At 51.3% G+C, this 17,532-nt stretch carries 16 protein-coding genes; 10 read left to right on the plus strand and 6 right to left on the minus strand.

Annotation, left to right across the window (positions count from 1 at the left end):
- Nucleotides 1–16 precede the first annotated feature (16 nt).
- From ACO1NT_RS14795 to ACO1NT_RS14805, 3 genes are read right to left on the minus strand one after another with little or no spacing between them, the layout of a single operon-like run.
- Nucleotides 17–1,147, minus strand: a complete 1,131-nt coding sequence (locus ACO1NT_RS14795) for a discoidin domain-containing protein (protein ID WP_449049507.1) — start codon at nucleotides 1,145–1,147, stop codon at nucleotides 17–19.
- Nucleotides 1,148–1,163: 16 nt separating this feature from the next.
- Complete coding sequence (locus tag ACO1NT_RS14800; RefSeq protein WP_449049508.1) at nucleotides 1,164–2,708, minus strand: RagB/SusD family nutrient uptake outer membrane protein; 1,545 nt, start codon at nucleotides 2,706–2,708, stop codon at nucleotides 1,164–1,166.
- 26 nt (nucleotides 2,709–2,734) lie between these two features.
- On the minus strand, nucleotides 2,735–5,713 hold the full coding sequence (locus ACO1NT_RS14805) for a SusC/RagA family TonB-linked outer membrane protein (protein ID WP_449049509.1): 2,979 nt from the start codon (nucleotides 5,711–5,713) through the stop codon (nucleotides 2,735–2,737).
- A gap of 518 nt (nucleotides 5,714–6,231) precedes the next feature.
- Between ACO1NT_RS14805 and ACO1NT_RS14810 the strand changes: the two genes are divergently transcribed.
- Genes ACO1NT_RS14810 through ACO1NT_RS14820 form a run of 3 tightly spaced genes read left to right on the plus strand, consistent with a single transcriptional unit; the run spans nucleotide 6,232 to nucleotide 9,451 of the window.
- Entirely contained in the window at nucleotides 6,232–7,749 is a 1,518-nt protein-coding gene (locus tag ACO1NT_RS14810; RefSeq protein ID WP_449049510.1) for a malate:quinone oxidoreductase, read from the plus strand.
- A gap of 2 nt (nucleotides 7,750–7,751) precedes the next feature.
- On the plus strand, nucleotides 7,752–8,387 hold the full coding sequence (gene pnuC / locus ACO1NT_RS14815; protein ID WP_449049512.1) for a nicotinamide riboside transporter PnuC: 636 nt from the start codon (nucleotides 7,752–7,754) through the stop codon (nucleotides 8,385–8,387).
- Between the two features lie 8 nt (nucleotides 8,388–8,395).
- Nucleotides 8,396–9,451, plus strand: a complete 1,056-nt coding sequence (locus ACO1NT_RS14820) for an acyl-CoA dehydrogenase (protein ID WP_449049513.1) — start codon at nucleotides 8,396–8,398, stop codon at nucleotides 9,449–9,451.
- On the opposite strand, the gene ACO1NT_RS14825 is transcribed toward ACO1NT_RS14820, so the two are convergent.
- Nucleotides 9,417–9,725, minus strand: coding sequence for a hypothetical protein (locus tag ACO1NT_RS14825; RefSeq protein ID WP_449049514.1), 309 nt, complete (start codon nucleotides 9,723–9,725; stop codon nucleotides 9,417–9,419). The genes ACO1NT_RS14820 and ACO1NT_RS14825 overlap by 35 nt on opposite strands.
- A 272-nt stretch (nucleotides 9,726–9,997) precedes the next feature.
- On the opposite strand from ACO1NT_RS14825, the gene ispE reads away from it, so the two are divergent.
- The 6 genes from ispE (at nucleotide 9,998) to ACO1NT_RS14855 (ending at nucleotide 15,258) form a co-directional block, all read left to right on the plus strand.
- Complete coding sequence (gene ispE / locus ACO1NT_RS14830; RefSeq protein ID WP_449049515.1) at nucleotides 9,998–10,807, plus strand: 4-(cytidine 5'-diphospho)-2-C-methyl-D-erythritol kinase; 810 nt, start codon at nucleotides 9,998–10,000, stop codon at nucleotides 10,805–10,807.
- A 12-nt stretch (nucleotides 10,808–10,819) separates the two neighbouring features.
- Nucleotides 10,820–11,344, plus strand: coding sequence for a YdeI/OmpD-associated family protein (locus tag ACO1NT_RS14835; protein WP_449049516.1), 525 nt, complete (start codon nucleotides 10,820–10,822; stop codon nucleotides 11,342–11,344).
- A gap of 131 nt (nucleotides 11,345–11,475) precedes the next feature.
- On the plus strand, nucleotides 11,476–11,781 hold the full coding sequence (locus tag ACO1NT_RS14840; RefSeq protein WP_449049517.1) for a hypothetical protein: 306 nt from the start codon (nucleotides 11,476–11,478) through the stop codon (nucleotides 11,779–11,781).
- An 86-nt stretch (nucleotides 11,782–11,867) separates the two neighbouring features.
- Nucleotides 11,868–14,279, plus strand: coding sequence for a TonB-dependent receptor (locus tag ACO1NT_RS14845; protein ID WP_449049518.1), 2,412 nt, complete (start codon nucleotides 11,868–11,870; stop codon nucleotides 14,277–14,279).
- Between the two features lie 11 nt (nucleotides 14,280–14,290).
- Complete coding sequence (locus ACO1NT_RS14850; RefSeq protein WP_449049519.1) at nucleotides 14,291–14,773, plus strand: DUF4625 domain-containing protein; 483 nt, start codon at nucleotides 14,291–14,293, stop codon at nucleotides 14,771–14,773.
- Nucleotides 14,774–14,814: 41 nt separating this feature from the next.
- A complete protein-coding gene (locus ACO1NT_RS14855) occupies nucleotides 14,815–15,258 on the plus strand; it encodes a DUF4625 domain-containing protein (RefSeq protein ID WP_449049520.1) in 444 nt (147 codons plus the stop codon).
- 54 nt (nucleotides 15,259–15,312) lie between these two features.
- On the opposite strand, the gene xerD is transcribed toward ACO1NT_RS14855, so the two are convergent.
- Nucleotides 15,313–16,206, minus strand: coding sequence for a site-specific tyrosine recombinase XerD (xerD, locus tag ACO1NT_RS14860; protein ID WP_449049521.1), 894 nt, complete (start codon nucleotides 16,204–16,206; stop codon nucleotides 15,313–15,315).
- Between the two features lie 70 nt (nucleotides 16,207–16,276).
- Here xerD and ACO1NT_RS14865 point away from each other — a divergent pair, with 70 nt between their 5' ends.
- Complete coding sequence (locus ACO1NT_RS14865; protein WP_449049523.1) at nucleotides 16,277–17,140, plus strand: mechanosensitive ion channel family protein; 864 nt, start codon at nucleotides 16,277–16,279, stop codon at nucleotides 17,138–17,140.
- Here the strand turns inward: ACO1NT_RS14865 and ACO1NT_RS14870 are convergent.
- Nucleotides 17,130–17,532 (minus strand): riboflavin synthase (locus ACO1NT_RS14870; protein WP_449049524.1); only part of this gene is annotated, 403 nt, incomplete at its 5' end. The two genes, ACO1NT_RS14865 and ACO1NT_RS14870, sit on opposite strands and share 11 nt — an antisense overlap.

Consider the following 17,532-nt stretch of genomic DNA (forward strand, 5'->3'; position numbering starts at 1 on the left):
TTGTGGCATTAACTTTTTAATCTTGCGGCTCTTCATCATCGTCCGCCTGGTCAGGTGCATTGACCGACCAATCGGCCATTTGCATGGTGCTTCCGCTTCGGTTACGGAGGATATTGAGCCGGTAGTATTGGTACGCTACGCGATTATTGATGCGGTACACCTTCATTTGGAAGCGTTCTTCGAAAATCTCTCCGGCCCTCGAATCCAATTGTACCCATTCTTCGCCATCGTGCGAACCTTCGAGGTTCCAGTCAATTGGGTCGCGCTCGGGGAAGTCGTTGGCAGACGTGAGGGTATAGGCACCGGCGACGGTGGGTTCGTTCAACTTGAACTGTAGCCAAGCGCCGCCAAAGCCGCCTAGGAGGAACTTGGTTTCGCGATTTCCGTCGAAAGCGAATTGTGCCGCCTCGATATGGTTCGGACCGCCTGAATTTTCACGTGAGGTGGACCACTCGCCACCTACCAGATGGAAGAGGTTCGGTGGCGGAGGGATGAACGTAAGCCGGCTGATGAAGTCGCCGAACCCGAATACATGGTCGTTATTGACCACGTGTACGAAGGCATTATCTGTTTCAATGTTAATCGAACCGGTATTGGTGGTAACCCAGTTCCGGCGGAACTGGCTTTTCTTCGTGTCGCTGTAATCGATGGTCTCCGGTCCGCCATCCCGAAATCCGGAAGACGTAGTGCGGGCCAGTTTGGCATGCATGGGGTAGCCGTGGCGGATACCTTGCAGGCGGACGCCATCCTGTAGCTGCATGGAGTCCGTAGGGAATTTCCCACGGATGATGTACTGCGTGAGCATGGTATCCAAATGCGCCTGATCAATGGTGGCCAAGTATTCCGATGGACGATCGGCCAGGTAGCGGATGTTGTTGAGGTTGGTGATGGCCAATTGGAAACTTTCATTGGTGAGCGCGAAGAGGGTGATGCTGCTATCGCGGAGCGTCTGTTCCAACCCTAATCGATCTATCGCCTGTAGCAAGGAGTCGTATACACCGTGCTTACTTTGAAGGTAGGCGTACGTGTCACCATCGAAATGCTTATCGATCGCATCGGGCTGGTAGTATCCGCGGTCCTTAGCGCAAGCAAGTACAAGTAAGATGAGTAGCAATAGTGATCCGTATGTTTTGATAATATGCTTCATGTCGTTTTCGGATTCGTTATTTCCAATATTCGTTTTGAGTCAGTTCCTTGTTTTGCGAAAGCAACGTTTGTGCGATGGGCCATATATGGCCATTCTCCGCAATCAAGGGTGCGATGACCGGGTGGCTCGGCCGGATGCGGTTGTAGCGCACCAAATCGTACCATCGGTGGCCTTCGCCCATCAGTTCCCGCTGTCGTTCGCGGAAGATGGCGTGGAGGAGGTCACCATTGACATCTTCGTTGTAAGGGTCCAGTCCCCGCCGGGTACGGATGGCGTTGAGCATTTCGATGGCACCTTGGCGTTCACCAAGCACCGCTAAGGCTTCTGCGCGGAGCAGGGTGACATCTTCGAGCCGTGTGAATACGAGCGCACTCGAGAAGAACCGGAAGGTAGGGTCGTTCACACCGCCCATGATGCATTTGATCTTGCTGAAGATGGGGTACCGGCCATTGTAGTTGGTAAAGTAGCTTTCGGATACCGGGGTGCCCAAGGTGTCGAGGCTAAAGCGTTCGTCGCCAGCCTCGTTGAAGATACCTATGATGGAATCTTTCGGGAGGTAAATATCGGGGATGCGCTTATTCACTACAGGTTCGGCCAGCGTGAGTTCTTCGATGTGGCCCGTGAACGATCCATCTACGTGCGCCCATACGAATGCGAAGCCGAATAACTGGTTGTATCGTTTGTCATAGAAGAAACCATTGGCGTCGGTCAGGTGGCCAGTAGAGATATAGTCGTTGTTGCCGAGTGGATAATTGTCGATCACAAATTTGCTGTAGATGGCCGCATCGGGGTAGTTGCCCTGCCAGGCCGCCAGGTGAGCCAATACGGCATACGCAGATAGCTTACGAACCAACGCCCCATTCCACCTGCTCTCCGCTTCATTGTAGTAGTCTCCCTGTTGTTGTTCGTCACCTGCACTGTATTTATAGGGTAGGTCCGCGGCGGCCGCGAGCATTTCTTGTTCGGCCCATGCCAGCACCTTGGCTTGGTTCTCACGGGGTTTATCTTCGAAACGACCGTCGTGAGAGGAGATGATGAGCGGTACATCACCCCATATGCGCACCATGTAGAAATAGGCAAATGCGCGCAGGAAGCGAATCTGTGCGATATCGACCACCATGTTGTTTTCAGTATAACGGAGGTCTTTTTCGCGCACCTCATGGATGCGTTCGAGGAATACATTAGCCGAGTTGATGACCGCGAACCAGCGCCGCCAATTCGATATGGCTTCGATGCTCGGGTACGAGGCGGTAAGGTCCTGTGAAATGATGGCACGCAGGTCCTGCCGCGTCGGAGCGGTAAAATCGCCCGCGCGGACGTCACCGTACAACCAATGCGCATTGTGGTCAACCAATGCCGCCCTGACCAGTCCGTAAGTGCCCATAATGGCTGCCCGGCTGTCTTCCAGTGTGTTCCACATATTTTTTTCGCCAACCACTCGCGACGAATCGACGTCAAGCATCTTTTCACATCCGCCCAGTCCGAACAACAGTACCATGCACGGCACCAAGAGCTTCATGACACTTGTTTTGAATCGGTTATTTATCGATTTATTCATCATTTGTATTTTCTCTTAACCAATGGCAATTATAAATTCATTCGCACGCCCAGCGTGTAGGTCCGCGGTATGGGTAATCCATAGCCCGTGTCGTAGCCCATGAAGTCGACCAACTCCGGGTCCCTGCCGGTATAAGGAGTAAGGGTGAACAGGTTATGGCCGGTGCAATACACAAATACCCGACGGATGTTGGAACCTTTGTTCAGTAATTTGGTCAAGTCGTAGCCCAGTGAAAGCGTCCGCAATTTGAGGAAAGAAGCGTCTTCTAAGAAGAGGTCCTGTTCTTTGCGGTAGGGGATGACGTTGCTCCATGGATTGTAAAGAGGATAACGGCTGTAATCGCCGCGTTTCTCCCAAAATGTAATCTCTTTCACGGAGTTCATTTCTGTGACCCCTTCGCGGTTGATGAAATCGAACCGGTTCGCCATGTCGGCGTTCAGCACATCACGTCCGATATTAAAGTAAAAGTGGGCGTCTAAGCTCCAATCACCGAAGGTAAATTGGTTCATGAATCCCCCGACGATTTTCGGAAGAATAGAACCTTTCAATTGCCGATCAGCGTCGTTGATGGTGTTATCGCCGTTTACGTCCACCCAGCGTGGGTCGCCTGCGCTTAGTGGGATGCCATTGTAGGTCATGGCGCTGCCATCAAGGGTAGGCACCTCCTCGTCGCTCAGGTAGATGCCTTCGTTTTGGAGTACCCAAAAGCGGTCGATGCGTTCCCCCACGCGGAAGAGCCGGTTGTTGATGACGATTTCGTCGAGCCCTCCGGGGAGGCTGACCAAACGGTTGGTGTTGTAATGCATGTTTAACGATGGGGCCCAGGTGAAGTTGTTCTTTTTCACCGCATCAGCGCTCAACAGAAGTTCAACGCCTGTATTGTTTACGTCCATGCCAGCATTATACGACTGGCGATAGCCAAATTCGGCGTAGGAAGGTATGCCGAGAAGCTGGTTTCGGTCGTACTTGGTATACCAATCGAGGCTAATGCGGAATCGCTCATCGGCGAGTCCGATATCCAATCCGATATTCAACTGGTCGCTATAAGCCCACGGAATCCCGTAGCCCGACCATCCGAATTCGTACGGCCGGGTCAGGACGCCGAAGCCGTTGTAACCGGGTGTGATCACGTTGCCTGTATATCCTACGAAGGTGGAATATGTCGGTCCTTGCGAAAAGTTATCGAAAACGTTGAGGCGACCCAGCCGACCTGCGCTGGTGCGCAGCTTTAGTGTAGAGATGCTGGATTCATCAGCCAGGAGATCCTTTTTTATGTTCCAATCGAACGTTAATGTCGGTGTAAACAACCAGCGGCTAGTCGGCTGCGCATTGGACGAGCCGTCGGTACGCAATAGAAGTGAAACGGTGTATCTGTCGTCGAAGTTGTAAGTTCCCCGTCCGTAAACAGAAACCAAGTTTTGGTTGGTATAATCCAAGAATTTAAACACCAATTCGCGGGGAAAAGCAAGGGGATTGAGGTAATCGGGTTTATTGGGATCCGACTCCAACAGGTTGATTTTGATGAAGTCGTTGATGCCCTTATATGCATAAGCGTAATTGTATTTGAATGCATCCCATTGGAGTATGTTTCCAGCTTCGACAAACAGCTCATGCCGATTGCCTGTGGGTACATTGTATGATACATGATTATCGAAGATGAGCCGTTGGTTGTATCCGTAGTAATTCGCTGCGAAGCTGTTTTCCTCCATCAGTGGGCGTGGGTAAAAAAGGTCCCGATTGCCCTCGTTGTAATCCACGGCCAAGCGCGAGGTGACGGTCAGCCGATCGAAGTCGAAGACCAGTTTCGCATGGCCTTCGACGATATTCGTGGTGTTGTTATCGAAGCTGTTATCAAACTCATTCAGGTATTGGCTATAAACGGTATTGTTTGGGGATAGTGGCGACGACAGGTCGGGGACATATGACATGGTGGCAAACCGGTCGCGTAACGTCCGATTACGGTCGCGCAACACCCGGTTGCCATTGATCATCGCAGAAAAGAGCAACCATTCCACCGGCTTCATGTTGATGTTGAACAAAGCGCTGTAGCGTTTCATGCCGGCTTGGTCGGCAACGCCCTGGTTTTGCATGTGGCCCACGGCGAAGCGGAAATTTGCCCGGTCGCCGCCACCGGAAATATCGGCATCGGCCGAATAGACCAGACCGTTGCGGTAATAGCTATCCGACCAGTTCGACGGACCGTAATAGGATGTATTCAACGAATCGCTGAGGTACAGTGGGTACGCATCGTCTGCCGAATATCTTCCGATGGCCGTGTAGCGGTCGTAAAATTGCCGGCGGAAAGCGTTTTCGTAGTCACCGTTGATGGCTGTGATGGTGGGGCGTTGGGCAAGGCCTACATAGGAGTTAAAAGTTATTTGACGTTTGGCGCCGGGCTGCTTGGTGGTAATGACGATTACCCCATTGGCTGCCATCGGGCCATAGATAGCAGTATTGCCCACGTCTTTAAGTACTTGAATCGATTCGATATTGTTCATGTCGATGTTGCTCAACAGGTTGGTGGCCGGGCCAATGCGGTCGAACTGATATTGTTGGATATCAAAAGCAAATGGATGTTCTCCAATGAGCGGAATGCCGTCTAACACCACTAGTGGCTGCGACTGGTATATCTCCTTTTGAGTTAAGATAGGCATCGGTATACCACGGATATACATGGGTTGTACGGTACCCGGCTCGCCCGAATTTTCCTGTGCATACAGGCCGGGCGCCTGGTCCTTCATGTATTGTTGGAGCGAAGTTGCTGGAAAACGTGCGATGTCATCTACATCAAGCGCCACCGTGAAGATGTGCTGATCACTAAAAATGGAATCCCTGCGGGACAGGCCCAGGTCTTTCACAGTTGAATCCACGGTAAGGCTATCTTGCCGCCCAGGCGCTTCCAACAGGGCGTCTTGCAATACTAGGTGAAATGCACCGCCCCGAAAAGTAGAACCTACAGCCCCTGTGTGTATGGAGAACATCAGTATGCAGCCAATTAAGATTCTCATATTATGCATATATATTGGTTTTTCAGATATGTATCTTATAAGGTTAATTCCGATCATCGTAGACACGCATGACGTATGCCCCATGAGTAACTCACAGAAGTAATCTGGGGCGAAGGCATACTACGCCACTAGCCGATTTGATCATCAGTTGGAAAACACGTGGCAGGAAGGCTGCGCAACGTTATGATACGGAAACTAAGTGATGAATGTAAATACGATTTTCATAATCTTTTGGTTTTATTTTAATAAGTTAATTTTTGACCGTTATGGTTCGTTAGCCAGTGGTTAATTCTAATATGTACTTGGTTTGTGACGGCTAAGTTACAAACAAAAATCGTTTTAGCAAGTTTTTTTTGATTTTATTATGGAGGTGAGATGGAACGTATTATTAATGAGTGGTTTGTGATTTAGGCTGAGAAATGCACCGTCTATGTCTATTGTTTGTGTTTTGCAATTAATCGTGTTTAAATGAAGAATATCTTAATTTCTGTCCGTAATTTTGTGGCAATTGTAATATAATGGCGAAGAAAAAGAAAAAAACCGCCGAAGAGGTGGATGTTGTTCTTATCGGTGCGGGCATCATGAGTGCTACATTGGGTACGTTGATCAACGAGCTACACCCCCGTGCGAGCATCGCGGTATACGAGCGTTTGGACGAAGTGGCGGCTGAAAGTTCAGACGCTTGGAATAATGCGGGAACGGGACACTCGGCACTTTGCGAACTGAACTATACGCCGCAACGGGCGGATGGGTCCGTGGATATTAGTAAAGCCATCAAAATCGCTGAGGCGTTTGAGCGTTCAAAAGAATTCTGGTCGTATTTGGTCGCCCATGGCATCATCGACCATCCCGAGCGCTTCATCAGGAGTATCCCCCACATGAGCTTCGTATTTGGCGACGAAAATGTAGCTTTCCTCCGCAAGCGATACGAGACCATGCGTGAACATCATCTGTTCCATGGCATGAATTATACCGAGGACCACGGCGTGCTCCATGACTGGGTGCCGCTGATCATGGAAGGACGCAAGCCCGGGGAACGATTGGCGGCCACGCGCATCGATATCGGTACCGACGTTAACTTCGGGGCATTGACGCGTGCGTTGTTCCTTCATTTGATACAGCAGGAAGGCGTAAAACTGCGGTTAGCCCATGAGGTGCGCGATATCGAACGGGCCGACGATGGCCGCTGGGAAATTACCGTGAAGAACCTCACCACCGATAAGAAGAAAACCGTGGTGGCTAAATTCGTGTTTATCGGTGCCGGCGGCGGTTCACTGCTACTGCTCGAAAAATCGGGTATACCAGAAGCCGACGGCTTCGGGGGATTCCCCGTAAGTGGCCAGTGGCTGAAGTGTACGAATCCCGAAGTCATTGCGAAACACCACGCCAAGGTATATGGTAAAGCAGCCGTGGGTTCGCCGCCCATGTCGGTGCCCCATCTGGATACGCGGGTTATCGACGGAAAAACCGCGTTGCTGTTCGGGCCGTACGCTGGCTTCTCAACCAAGTTCCTCAAAAACGGCTCTTGGCTCGACCTTCCTGCTTCCATCAAACTGAATAATATCCGGCCAATGCTGGCCGCTGGGATGGACAACATCCCACTTACTAAATACCTGATCAACCAAGTAAGGCAAAGCCCCGACGACCGGCTGGCTGCGCTGAAAGCATACGTACCCACGGCACGTAAGGAAGATTGGGAACTGGAAATTGCCGGCCAACGGGTGCAGGTCATTAAGAAAGATGAAGAGCAGGGTGGCATATTGGAGTTCGGCACGGAAGTGGTTAGCAGTGCCGACGGGACGATATCGGCACTCCTAGGTGCATCGCCGGGTGCTTCCACGTCGGTTTCAATCATGGTCGACCTCCTGGCTAGGTGTTTCCCGGAGCGGGCCAAAACCGCCCAGTACCTGAGTAAGCTGCGCGAGATGATCCCCTCGTTCAGCCAATCCATTGCGGAAGATGCACAGCTGTGCCGGGAAACGCGTGAGCGTTCGGCTGCGATACTGAAACTTGAACACACGTTCGAAACTGTTTAGGTGTGGCAGACGTCGCGAACTGGTTCCACGAATTGGCAGGGCAACTTAAGGAAACGCCATTGCTCCATTGGGTCGGCGTAGTTTGCGGGGTCGTCCAGGTGCTGCTCGCTAAATCAAACAAAGTATTGCTTTATCCCTTCGGCATCGCCAGTATATTGGTTACTATTTATGTGTTGTATGAAGCCGGGCTCTACGCTGAAATCTTATTAAACGGCTATTATTTGGTGATGAGCATCTATGGGTGGGCACATTGGGTAGCGGGAAGCGGCCAACCCCAGGTGGTAGCGGCTTATTCGAAACGGTCTGATTGGTATACCACCCTGCTGATTGTCGCTATCGGCTTTCCCTTATTGTATTTCGCGTTGCTCCATTTTACCGATTCAACCGTACCGGTATGGGATGCTTGGGTAAGTGCCACGGCATGGGCAGGAATGTGGCTATTGGCCCAGCGCAAGATCGAAAACTGGGTATGGCTGAATATCAGCAACGCGTTTGCCATTCCGCTATTGGCTTATAAGGGTTTACATCTCTACGCGCTGTTGACATTGTTCCTTTTTATTGTTGCTATTTTTGGGTATATCGATTGGAAACGTATCATCCGGCGCCAACACCATGTGGAAGCCATCCTCAAAACATAAGTCACAAATTGGAGAATTACAACATACAAGGGGTTTCGGCCGGTTTGGCAGAACGGCTTCGCCAGTTTTCGGCCTTGGCAGAAAACGAAGGTAGTCTTACGGCAGACCAACTGGCTATCATTTATGACTTCCGCTGGTTTAAACTCTTTGTCCCTAATAGCCTTGGCGGATTGGAGTGGTCAGTGCCTGAAGGTGTGCGGCTGGAGGAGGAATTGGCCCGGATTGATGGAAGCTTAGGGTGGACGGTAACACTGTGCGCCGGTGCTAACTTATTCGTCGGCTATATGGACCGTTCAGTGACGGGGTCAGTCTTTGCCGATCCTAAGGTCTGCTTGGGAGGGAGTGGTCAGGCCACGGGGAAGGCGGTGATTGATGGTGACAGGTACCGTGTGTCGGGCCGGTGGCGTTATGCAACCGGTGCACCGCACCTGACGCATTTCACCGCGAATTGTACCCTCGAACAAGATGGACGGAAATTTTTGGATAGCAACGGCAATCCCGTTATCCATTCTTTTTTCTTCCCCAAAGCCGATGTGCGGATAATCAGCGATTGGAATGCTTTCGGCCTCAAGGCCACTGCCAGCCATTCGTTTGAAGTTGACAACCTGACGGTCGATCGCTCGCAGGCATTTTTAATAACGCCAGACGCAGCCACATGGCACCATCCCATCTATCGATATCCATTCCTGCCGTTTGCCGAAGCCACGTTGGCCGTAAACACCCTGGGTATGGCGAGGCATTTTTTGGAATGTGCCGCAGAATTGGATGTTGCCGGATTACGAAAGTCGGTGCAGGCTGCAGAATCGCAACTGAAGGAGGCCCGTGAATCCTTTTATAGGGTACTCGATTATTCGTGGAATGAATTGTTGCGTGTAGGTGAATGTACCGCGGAGACATTCGAGCCGGTTAGCAGGTGGAGCCGCGAGCTGGTCAAGGTGTCCCGTAAACAGGTTGTCGCTTTATTTCCACACGTAGGGATGGCGGGTGCAGATGCTTCGTCCGAAATCAACCGTGTGTGGCGCGATATTTTCACTGCGAGCCAGCATAGCCTGCTGCGGTCATAGATGCGCAATCCACCGGTTCATATACTTCCGAAAAGTTACTGGTGTCCAAGGTCATCTGCCGCCCCGTCAGCGTATCAACAGTGAGGGGTTTCCGCAGTAATTTTCCTTCCTGCAGCTTGAATACGACCCGTAGGCTATCTTGTCTGCCCTCTTGCGAGAACGTCCACACCAAATCAAAGATACCATCTACCTGTTTTCCCGTTACGGTACCGCGTCGAGCGTCTTTTTCATGCGGCACCACCTGGTAGGTCCCGCTGACCATTTCATTTCGCATTGTCAATTGGATATAGGACGAATCTTGTAGCTGTGTCCCTTCCAATCGGAGGAAACAGTATTTTTGCACTTCGGAAATTGTGCTTTTTTCATTGCGATTAAAGCGCTGGCAGGCGGCCAACGCGATTAAACCCGCGAGGATTATATGTGAATGGATGCGCATATATCTATGAATCTAGTTGCAAAAGTAACAATGCGTCTCGTGTATTGTTTACCGAGTGTTCGATTTCTTGCATATGCAGCGCAACTTATCTAAGTTTGTGCGTAAGTTATATGATCACGTTTCCCAACGCCAAGATAAATATCGGGTTGCAGGTGCTCAACCGCCGGTCAGATGGTTACCATAACCTGGAAACCGTTTTTTACCCTATCAAACTGCACGATGCATTGGAAATGGTCGAAGGCAGTGACATGCGGTTCATTTCGTCTGGTGTGCCTATTCCCGGCAATGGCGACGATAACCTGTGCATGCACGCCTATCGGCTGCTCCAAAAAACACATGGTTTACCGCCCGTTCATATCTATCTACACAAAGTCATTCCCATGGGTGCAGGCCTCGGCGGTGGATCTGCTGACGCAGCCTTCCTGTTAAAGCTCGCCAACGAGCAGTTCGAACTGGGGCTCGATGAAACGCAATTGATGGGATATGCCCGGCAGTTGGGTGCCGATTGTGCCTTTTTTATCCGCAACGTACCGGCACTCGCTTCCGGTGTCGGGGATGTCCTCGAGGATGTGTCCGTGGACCTTTCTTTATACCATATCGTATTGATTAAACCTGATATACATATTTCTACCGCAGCGGCCTATAGCATGGTAACGCCCCACCCGGCGGACCGGCAGTTGGCGACCGCAATTAGGGCGCCGGTGGAAACATGGCGCGATAGCATCGTCAACGATTTTGAGGTTGGTATTTTTATCCGGTATCCGGAAATTGCCGCGTTGAAGACATTTTTATACGAGAAAGGGGCCGTGTTTGCCGCCATGAGTGGCAGTGGGTCAAGTGTGTTCGGCCTGTTTGAGAAGCCGGTAACGTTACACGGACTGCCCCCTAACTATATGGTATTTTCCCTTGATTTCACCTAATCGATAAAGCACATGGTCACTTTCCAAGCCGAGATTCGGAGAGCAGAAAACCAGGGAGCTGCCATGGCCGGCTGGGCCTATGTGGAAGTGCCCCAAGTCATTGCCAACCATATAAAGCCCGGCTACAAGCAGGTTTACCGCGTGCGTGGGCAAATCGATAATTGCTCATTTGCGGGCTTAGCGTTGATGCCTATGGGTGGAGGTGATTATTATCTGGCGATCAATGGCGCTATGCGCCGGGAGCTGAAGAAAAGCATCGGGGATGTACTGGCCCTTGCTTTGGAGGAAGACAAGGGTTTTAGGATAACCATGCCCGAAGATCTGGAAATTTGTCTCTTGGATGAAGAAGAGGATTTGATGGGTAAATTTATGGCCTTGGCCAAATCACACCGGAATTATTTCATCAAATACATCACGGACGCAAAGACTGAACCGACACGTACCAAACGCATTGCAATGACCGTAGAGGCCATGATTCTCGGCCTCGATTTCGGTGCCATGATCCGATTGGATAAAGCCCGCCGGCAGCAAGAATAAGTCGGCACCGATCTGCCCCGTAAAAAAATCAACCGTGATTTTTGGTGAAGTTAATTTATTAATGCAACTTTGCTGCAAGTTTTATGGGGCGTTGTTTTCATATTTCCCGATGGGTGTTGTGTGCGATTACCTTGAGTGTAGTCGTTACGGTGGTCAGTATCCCACTGGTTTCTGCCATGCACACCCATGCTCGGCACACAAGTGGTTGTGATGAGCGGCACGGCGAAACAGCGGGGACAGATGGTGCATCAGATTGTAATTTCTGTGCGTTATATGCCCAGTTTACGCTACGGGAAGCACCGCCGGCGCCGTCGTTTTCTTTTCGCGCACCGGTAACACCCTTCTTGACTACCTTTGGCCAACCGACGCCCAAAGCGCTTTGCAAAGGCTTGGCAACGGGGCATACGACCCGAGGCCCGCCATCCTTTTCTGCCTAATTTCTTATTGAAAAACCGGGTTTGAACGTTGTTGGCCCGGCATCCAGACATTTTAGTTATTTCAATCAATGCAATCTGTGCATTCGATGAAGTTAATCATTATTACACTTATTGGACTATTTGCCGTAATGCTCGTCCATGGGCAGGATTTCCGGCTGAGCGGCCAGGTTACCGATGCCGTTGGTAACCCCATTGCCAAAGCACGGGTTGGGTTGCAGTTTGCCGGAAAGCGGGCGGGGCTGCCGATACTGCCAGTGCATACCGATACGACCGGAAAGTTTTCCTTTGCTGGGTTGGCAGGTGGTAGCTATCGGCTACTTGTTCACGGCCGGGGCTATGCAGATTGGCAAACGACGGTTGCCCTAAGGGGCGATATGGACGGCCTTGCCGTTGTGCTGGAAGATGACGTGCGTGTGCTCGACGAAGTGCTTGTGGTAGACAACCATGTAGCGCGCAGAAAACGGGAGGAGTCGCTTAACTTGGAGGTGGTTGGCAAGGATTTCGTTTACCGTCACTTAGGTGGCAGCCTTATGAAAACACTCGAGAGGCTGCCCGGCGTGCAGACCATCGGCATTGGCTCGGGTCAATCCAAGCCCCTCATCAGAGGACTGGGTTTTAACCGAGTCGTGGTAGTCGACAGGGGAATCAAGCACGAGGGCCAACAGTGGGGAAGTGATCATGGCCTCGAACTGGACCAGTTTGCCGCCGGTGAAGTGGAGCTGATCAAGGGCGCCGCCTCGTTCGTATATGGGTCGGACGCCATCGGCGGGGCCATCGATGTAAAACCCGAAGCACTGCCCGCCCCACATACACGGGTGGTATTGGCAGATTTGGTAGGGAGAAGCAACAACCGCAGCTACGGCACATCGGTGCGTGCCGGCGGGCGGGGCGACAAGTGGTTTGCCGATTCGCGCTTTACCTACATCCGTTACGGTGACTACCGTGTTCCTACCGATACCGTATTCGTCTATGATTACGCGGTACCGTTATCGGCCGGACACCTCCGTAATACCACCGGCCGCGAAATGGATGCGCATCTGACCACTGGTTATTTGGGCGGTCGCTTCAACTCCATCCTATATGTCAGCAATACTTTTCACAAGGCTGGTTTTTTTGCCAATGCCCACGGCCTTGAGCCGCGGCTGGTAGATACGGAGCTACACGACCGATCGGCACGGGACATCCTGTTGCCCAGCCAACAGGTCAACCACTTCAAAGCCATCAGCAGGAACGCCATCCATTTGGGGGAACACCACATCGAGGCCGAACTGGGGTTCCAACGCAATTTCAGGCAGGAACACAGCCCGTATGTAAACCACGGTTACATGCCGTCCGTACTGCCCGATACATTGGGCTTTCCAGCCACGTTGGAGCGCGAATTCGATAAGCGGGTGTATTCGTTGAACGTGAAGGACCATGTGGAATGGGGCAGGCACCAGTTGACGGTAGGCTTAAATGGGGAACATCAACGGAATGGCATTGGCGGGTGGACCTTCCTCGTGCCGTCGTTTGAGCAATCGACGGTGGGTGTATTCGTGTACGACCGTTATCGGCTAACCAATCGGGTGCTGTTGCATGGCGCCCTGCGTTTCGACCACGGCGACCTAAACATGCACGAATACCGCGATTGGTTCCCATCCAACGTGCCGGGGGGCGGGCATGAGTATCTTGTTCGCGCGGCCAACCTGCGTCGACGTTTCAGCAGCTTCGTGTGGTCTGCCGGGCTGAATTACGAACCGTTTGACCACCTCTCGTTGAAAGCTAATATCGGCAAAAGCTTCCGTATGCCCATTGCCAAGGAACTGTCGGCCAATGGTGTGAATTACCATTATTTTAGCTATGAGCGTGGTAATCCGACGCTTTCGGCGGAGCAATCGTATCAGGCCGATGTGTCTGCGGAATGGGAGGCCGATGGATGGTATATCCACGTAAGCCCTTTCTATAATTACTTCCCCAATTACATTTACCTGAATCCAACGGCAGCGTTCGACCATTTCTATGGGGCAGGCAACCAGGTGTTCGAATATGCCGAAAGCAGGGTGATGCGATACGGGGGAGAGGTACAGGTATCGCGTAAGGTGGGCGTGCTGAAGGCGGAAGTGTTGGGGGAATACCTGTTTTCACAGCAGCTTTCTGGTGCGAAAAAGGGGTTTTCACTGCCTTTCGCGCCGCCGCCATCTCTGGTGATGGGCCTTTCGTGGTCACCTCGCCGTACCGGTAGTCCCTTTGTGGGGCTCGACTACCGTCTGGTGGCTGCGCAGGATCGCATTGTGCCGCCGGAAAAGAAAACCCCGGGGTATGGTGTAATGGCACTGCGGGTTGGCGGCACGGCTATGTTGGGGGGGATCCCCGTACAGCTGAACTTGCAGGTACAGAACCTATTAGATACCAAATATATGGATCATACTAGCTTTTACCGCTTAATCGAACTTCCGGAAATGGGCAGGAATATCGTCCTTTCTGTGCGGATTCCGGTAATCAGTAAACAAAACGATTGAATAATATGAATATGATGGAGAAACTACAGCGTATACGGACAATCATTGCCTTTGGAATCATTTCATTGGCACTGTCATGCAGCAAGGATGCGGAGACAGTCGACACGGAATACCCGGTCATCGATGGTAACTTCACCGCCGCTTTCCCCCAACAGTGCGGTACCATTATGCGTGGCGAGACATTGGTGTTCCGGGCAAGGTTCAGCGATAACGTGGCATTGGGTTCTTTCAGCTTGGATGTACACGACAATTTCGACCACCACAGCCACAGTACGGAAGTTGAAGCATGTGATATGGGCAAGGTCAAGGAACCGGAAAACCCGTTCACATACATCGAATCGTTCGATATCCCCGGCGCGCCGGAAACGTACGAAGCCCAGATCGAGATTGCTGTCCCTGCCAATGTCGACCCCGGCGATTACCATTTCCTGATTCGGGTAACCGACCGGGAAGGGTGGCAGACTCTACGCGGATTAAGCATCAAAATCGAATAATTTTTAACGAACAATATCATTAACTATTGAATATTATCATCATGAACAAGCAAAATAAATTCGCAAAATATATCCTAGTTGGTTTGACTCTTTTTACATGGGTGGCATGCGACAAAGACGAAGCTCCGGTAGTTGACGAACCGCAGATCGAGTCATTGGAAGTGGGCCGAGACAATAACGGGATGGTCCGTCCGGGCGGCGACCTTCATATAGACGCACCTATTTTGGCCCCCGGGGGCATCGCCAACATCACGTTGGGAATCCACCCCGAAAGCGGCGATGGTTGGACATTTGAGCAGGTCTTTACCGAGGGCTATGAAGGGTTGAAGAATGCCGATTTCCATGAGCACATCGATGTGCCGGCAGAAGCCACGGAAGGGGAGTACCACTTGCATCTCACGGTAACCGATCAAGCGGGCCAAATAGCGGAAGTCGAATCGCACTTGGAAATCACGGCGGAAGCTGACGCCGATTCTGGCCATTAGACAGTAACAATATGGTTTTCAGCCGCTGCAGGAAATTTTCTGTAGCGGTTTTTTTTATGACCTGGGGTGGTATTGCGTAATGACGGAATGGAGATATTCGCGGTCCACATGGGTATATATCTCGGTAGTAGTGATGCTTTCGTGGCCCAGCATGTCTTGCACGGCCCGTAGGTCGGCACCCCCCTCGACCAAGTGGCTGGCGAATGAGTGGCGGAAGGTATGGGGGCTGATTTTCTTTTTAAGGCCGATTTTGGTTGCTAAGTCACGGATAATGATAAAGACCATCACCCGTGTGAGGGGAGCACCCCGCCGGTTGAGGAATACAAAATCCTCGTTTCCCAGTTTGATTTTCTGGTGCACGCGCACTTCATTGAGATAGATGCGTAGGAATTTGATGGCCTGGCTTCCGATGGGGATAAGCCGTTCCTTACTTCCCTTGCCTTCCACCTTGATGAACTCCACGTCCAGGAAAAGGTTGGATATTTTGAGACCAACCAATTCGCTCACACGCAGACCGCAACCGTAGAGCACTTCCAATATGGTTTTGTTGCGCATGCCCTCAGGGGTAGATAGGTCAACCGCGTCGATAAGCTGTTCGATTTCGCATATGTTCAGCACATCCGGTATTTTCCGTGCCCGGCGAGGTGTCTCAATGAGCGCCGTGGGATTTTGGAGTAGGTCATGCTCCAGACTCATAAAAAGGTAGAACGTTTTAATGCCCGAGAGGACGCGCGCTTGGCTTGTGGCAGACAGCCCCAAACCATGTATCCACGTCAAAAAATCCTGCACATGTTTAGACGTGATTTCCTTGGGGAGGATGCCTTGTGGATCAGCAAAATACTGGAGTTTAATAACGTCATTAAGGTATGCTTCCACGGTATTTGCCGCCATAGCCCGCTCCAACTGTAGGTAGTTTTTGAAGTCGTCGATAGCGGATTTCCAATTCATTGCGGTGCGCCCAAGCAAAAAAATAAGCGGGGTACGCGCAAATATACAATATTCACTAACTTTACGTCCTATGGAAAAAATAGAGCTGGCATTGGACCACATTATTGAAGCCATCTTATCGCGCGTGCCCAGCATCGTGTTGGGCATATTGATATTGATTGCTGGCAGTTGGCTTATCCGGCTGATGTTGCGTATCATGCGCAAGCGATTTGAGCGACGCAATGTTGACCTGTCTTTGCGCGATTTTGTGGCGAGCATCGTGAAGTTCATCTTGTACACCATGCTTATCCTCAGCGTGGCATCGATGGTCGGTATCCAAACCACGTCGTTTGTGGCGGTGCTCGGTGCAGCAAGCCTCTCCATTGGTTTAGCATTACAGGGCAGTCTCTCCAATTTTGCGGGTGGCGTATTGATTTTGTTGTTTCGGCCTTTTCGCGTGGGCGATTATGTGAACAGCGCCTCGGGTGCGGAAGGGACGGTCGAAAAAATCGATATCCTTTATACCACCATGCGCAATGCAAACGGGATTGCCATATTTGCACCTAACGGGCCACTGGCCAATTCGGTTATTACGAACTACTCCAGTATCACCAAACGAAGGCTTGAATATAAGATTCGTATTGCTTATGAATCCAACATCAAAGAAGCGCGTGATGTGATCCTCAAGGTGCTGATAGACGATTATCGCATCATGAACACGCCGAAGCCCGAAATACGTGTTTCGGAATTGGCCGACAGTGCAGTTAATCTGGTAATCTGGGCGTGGGCACCGAAAGATCAGTTTTGGGAAGCGTATTACGAAAATTTTGAACGCATCAAGCTAGCACTAGATGCCAATAATATCACCATTCCCTATCCGCAGCAGGAGATGCGTATCGTCCATACGCCCGGTACGGATGGGGGATTCGGCGAAGAATCACACGTTACTTCCTGAGTTCCATGATGCGCGCGACGTATTTGCCAATAATATCGAATTCGAGGTTTACCGTATCACCAACGCTCACCTGATTGAGGTTGGTGTGTTCGAGGGTATAGGGTATGATGGCTACGGAAAACAGATCGGCTTGCGAATCTACAACCGTTAGGCTGATGCCATTGACGGTTATAGACCCTTTTTCCACCGTGATGTTTCCCTTTGAACGATCGAACTGGAAAGTATAACGCCAGCTGCCTTGCTGGTCGGCGATCGAAACACATTGCGCGGTCTGGTCAACATGCCCCTGCACAATATGGCCATCGAGCCGGTCGCCAACTCTGGTACAGCGCTCGAGATTGACAAGGCTCCCCACCCGTAGAGTAGCCAAGTTGCTTTTCTGGAGTGTCTCG

Source organism: Parapedobacter sp., assembly GCF_053550995.1.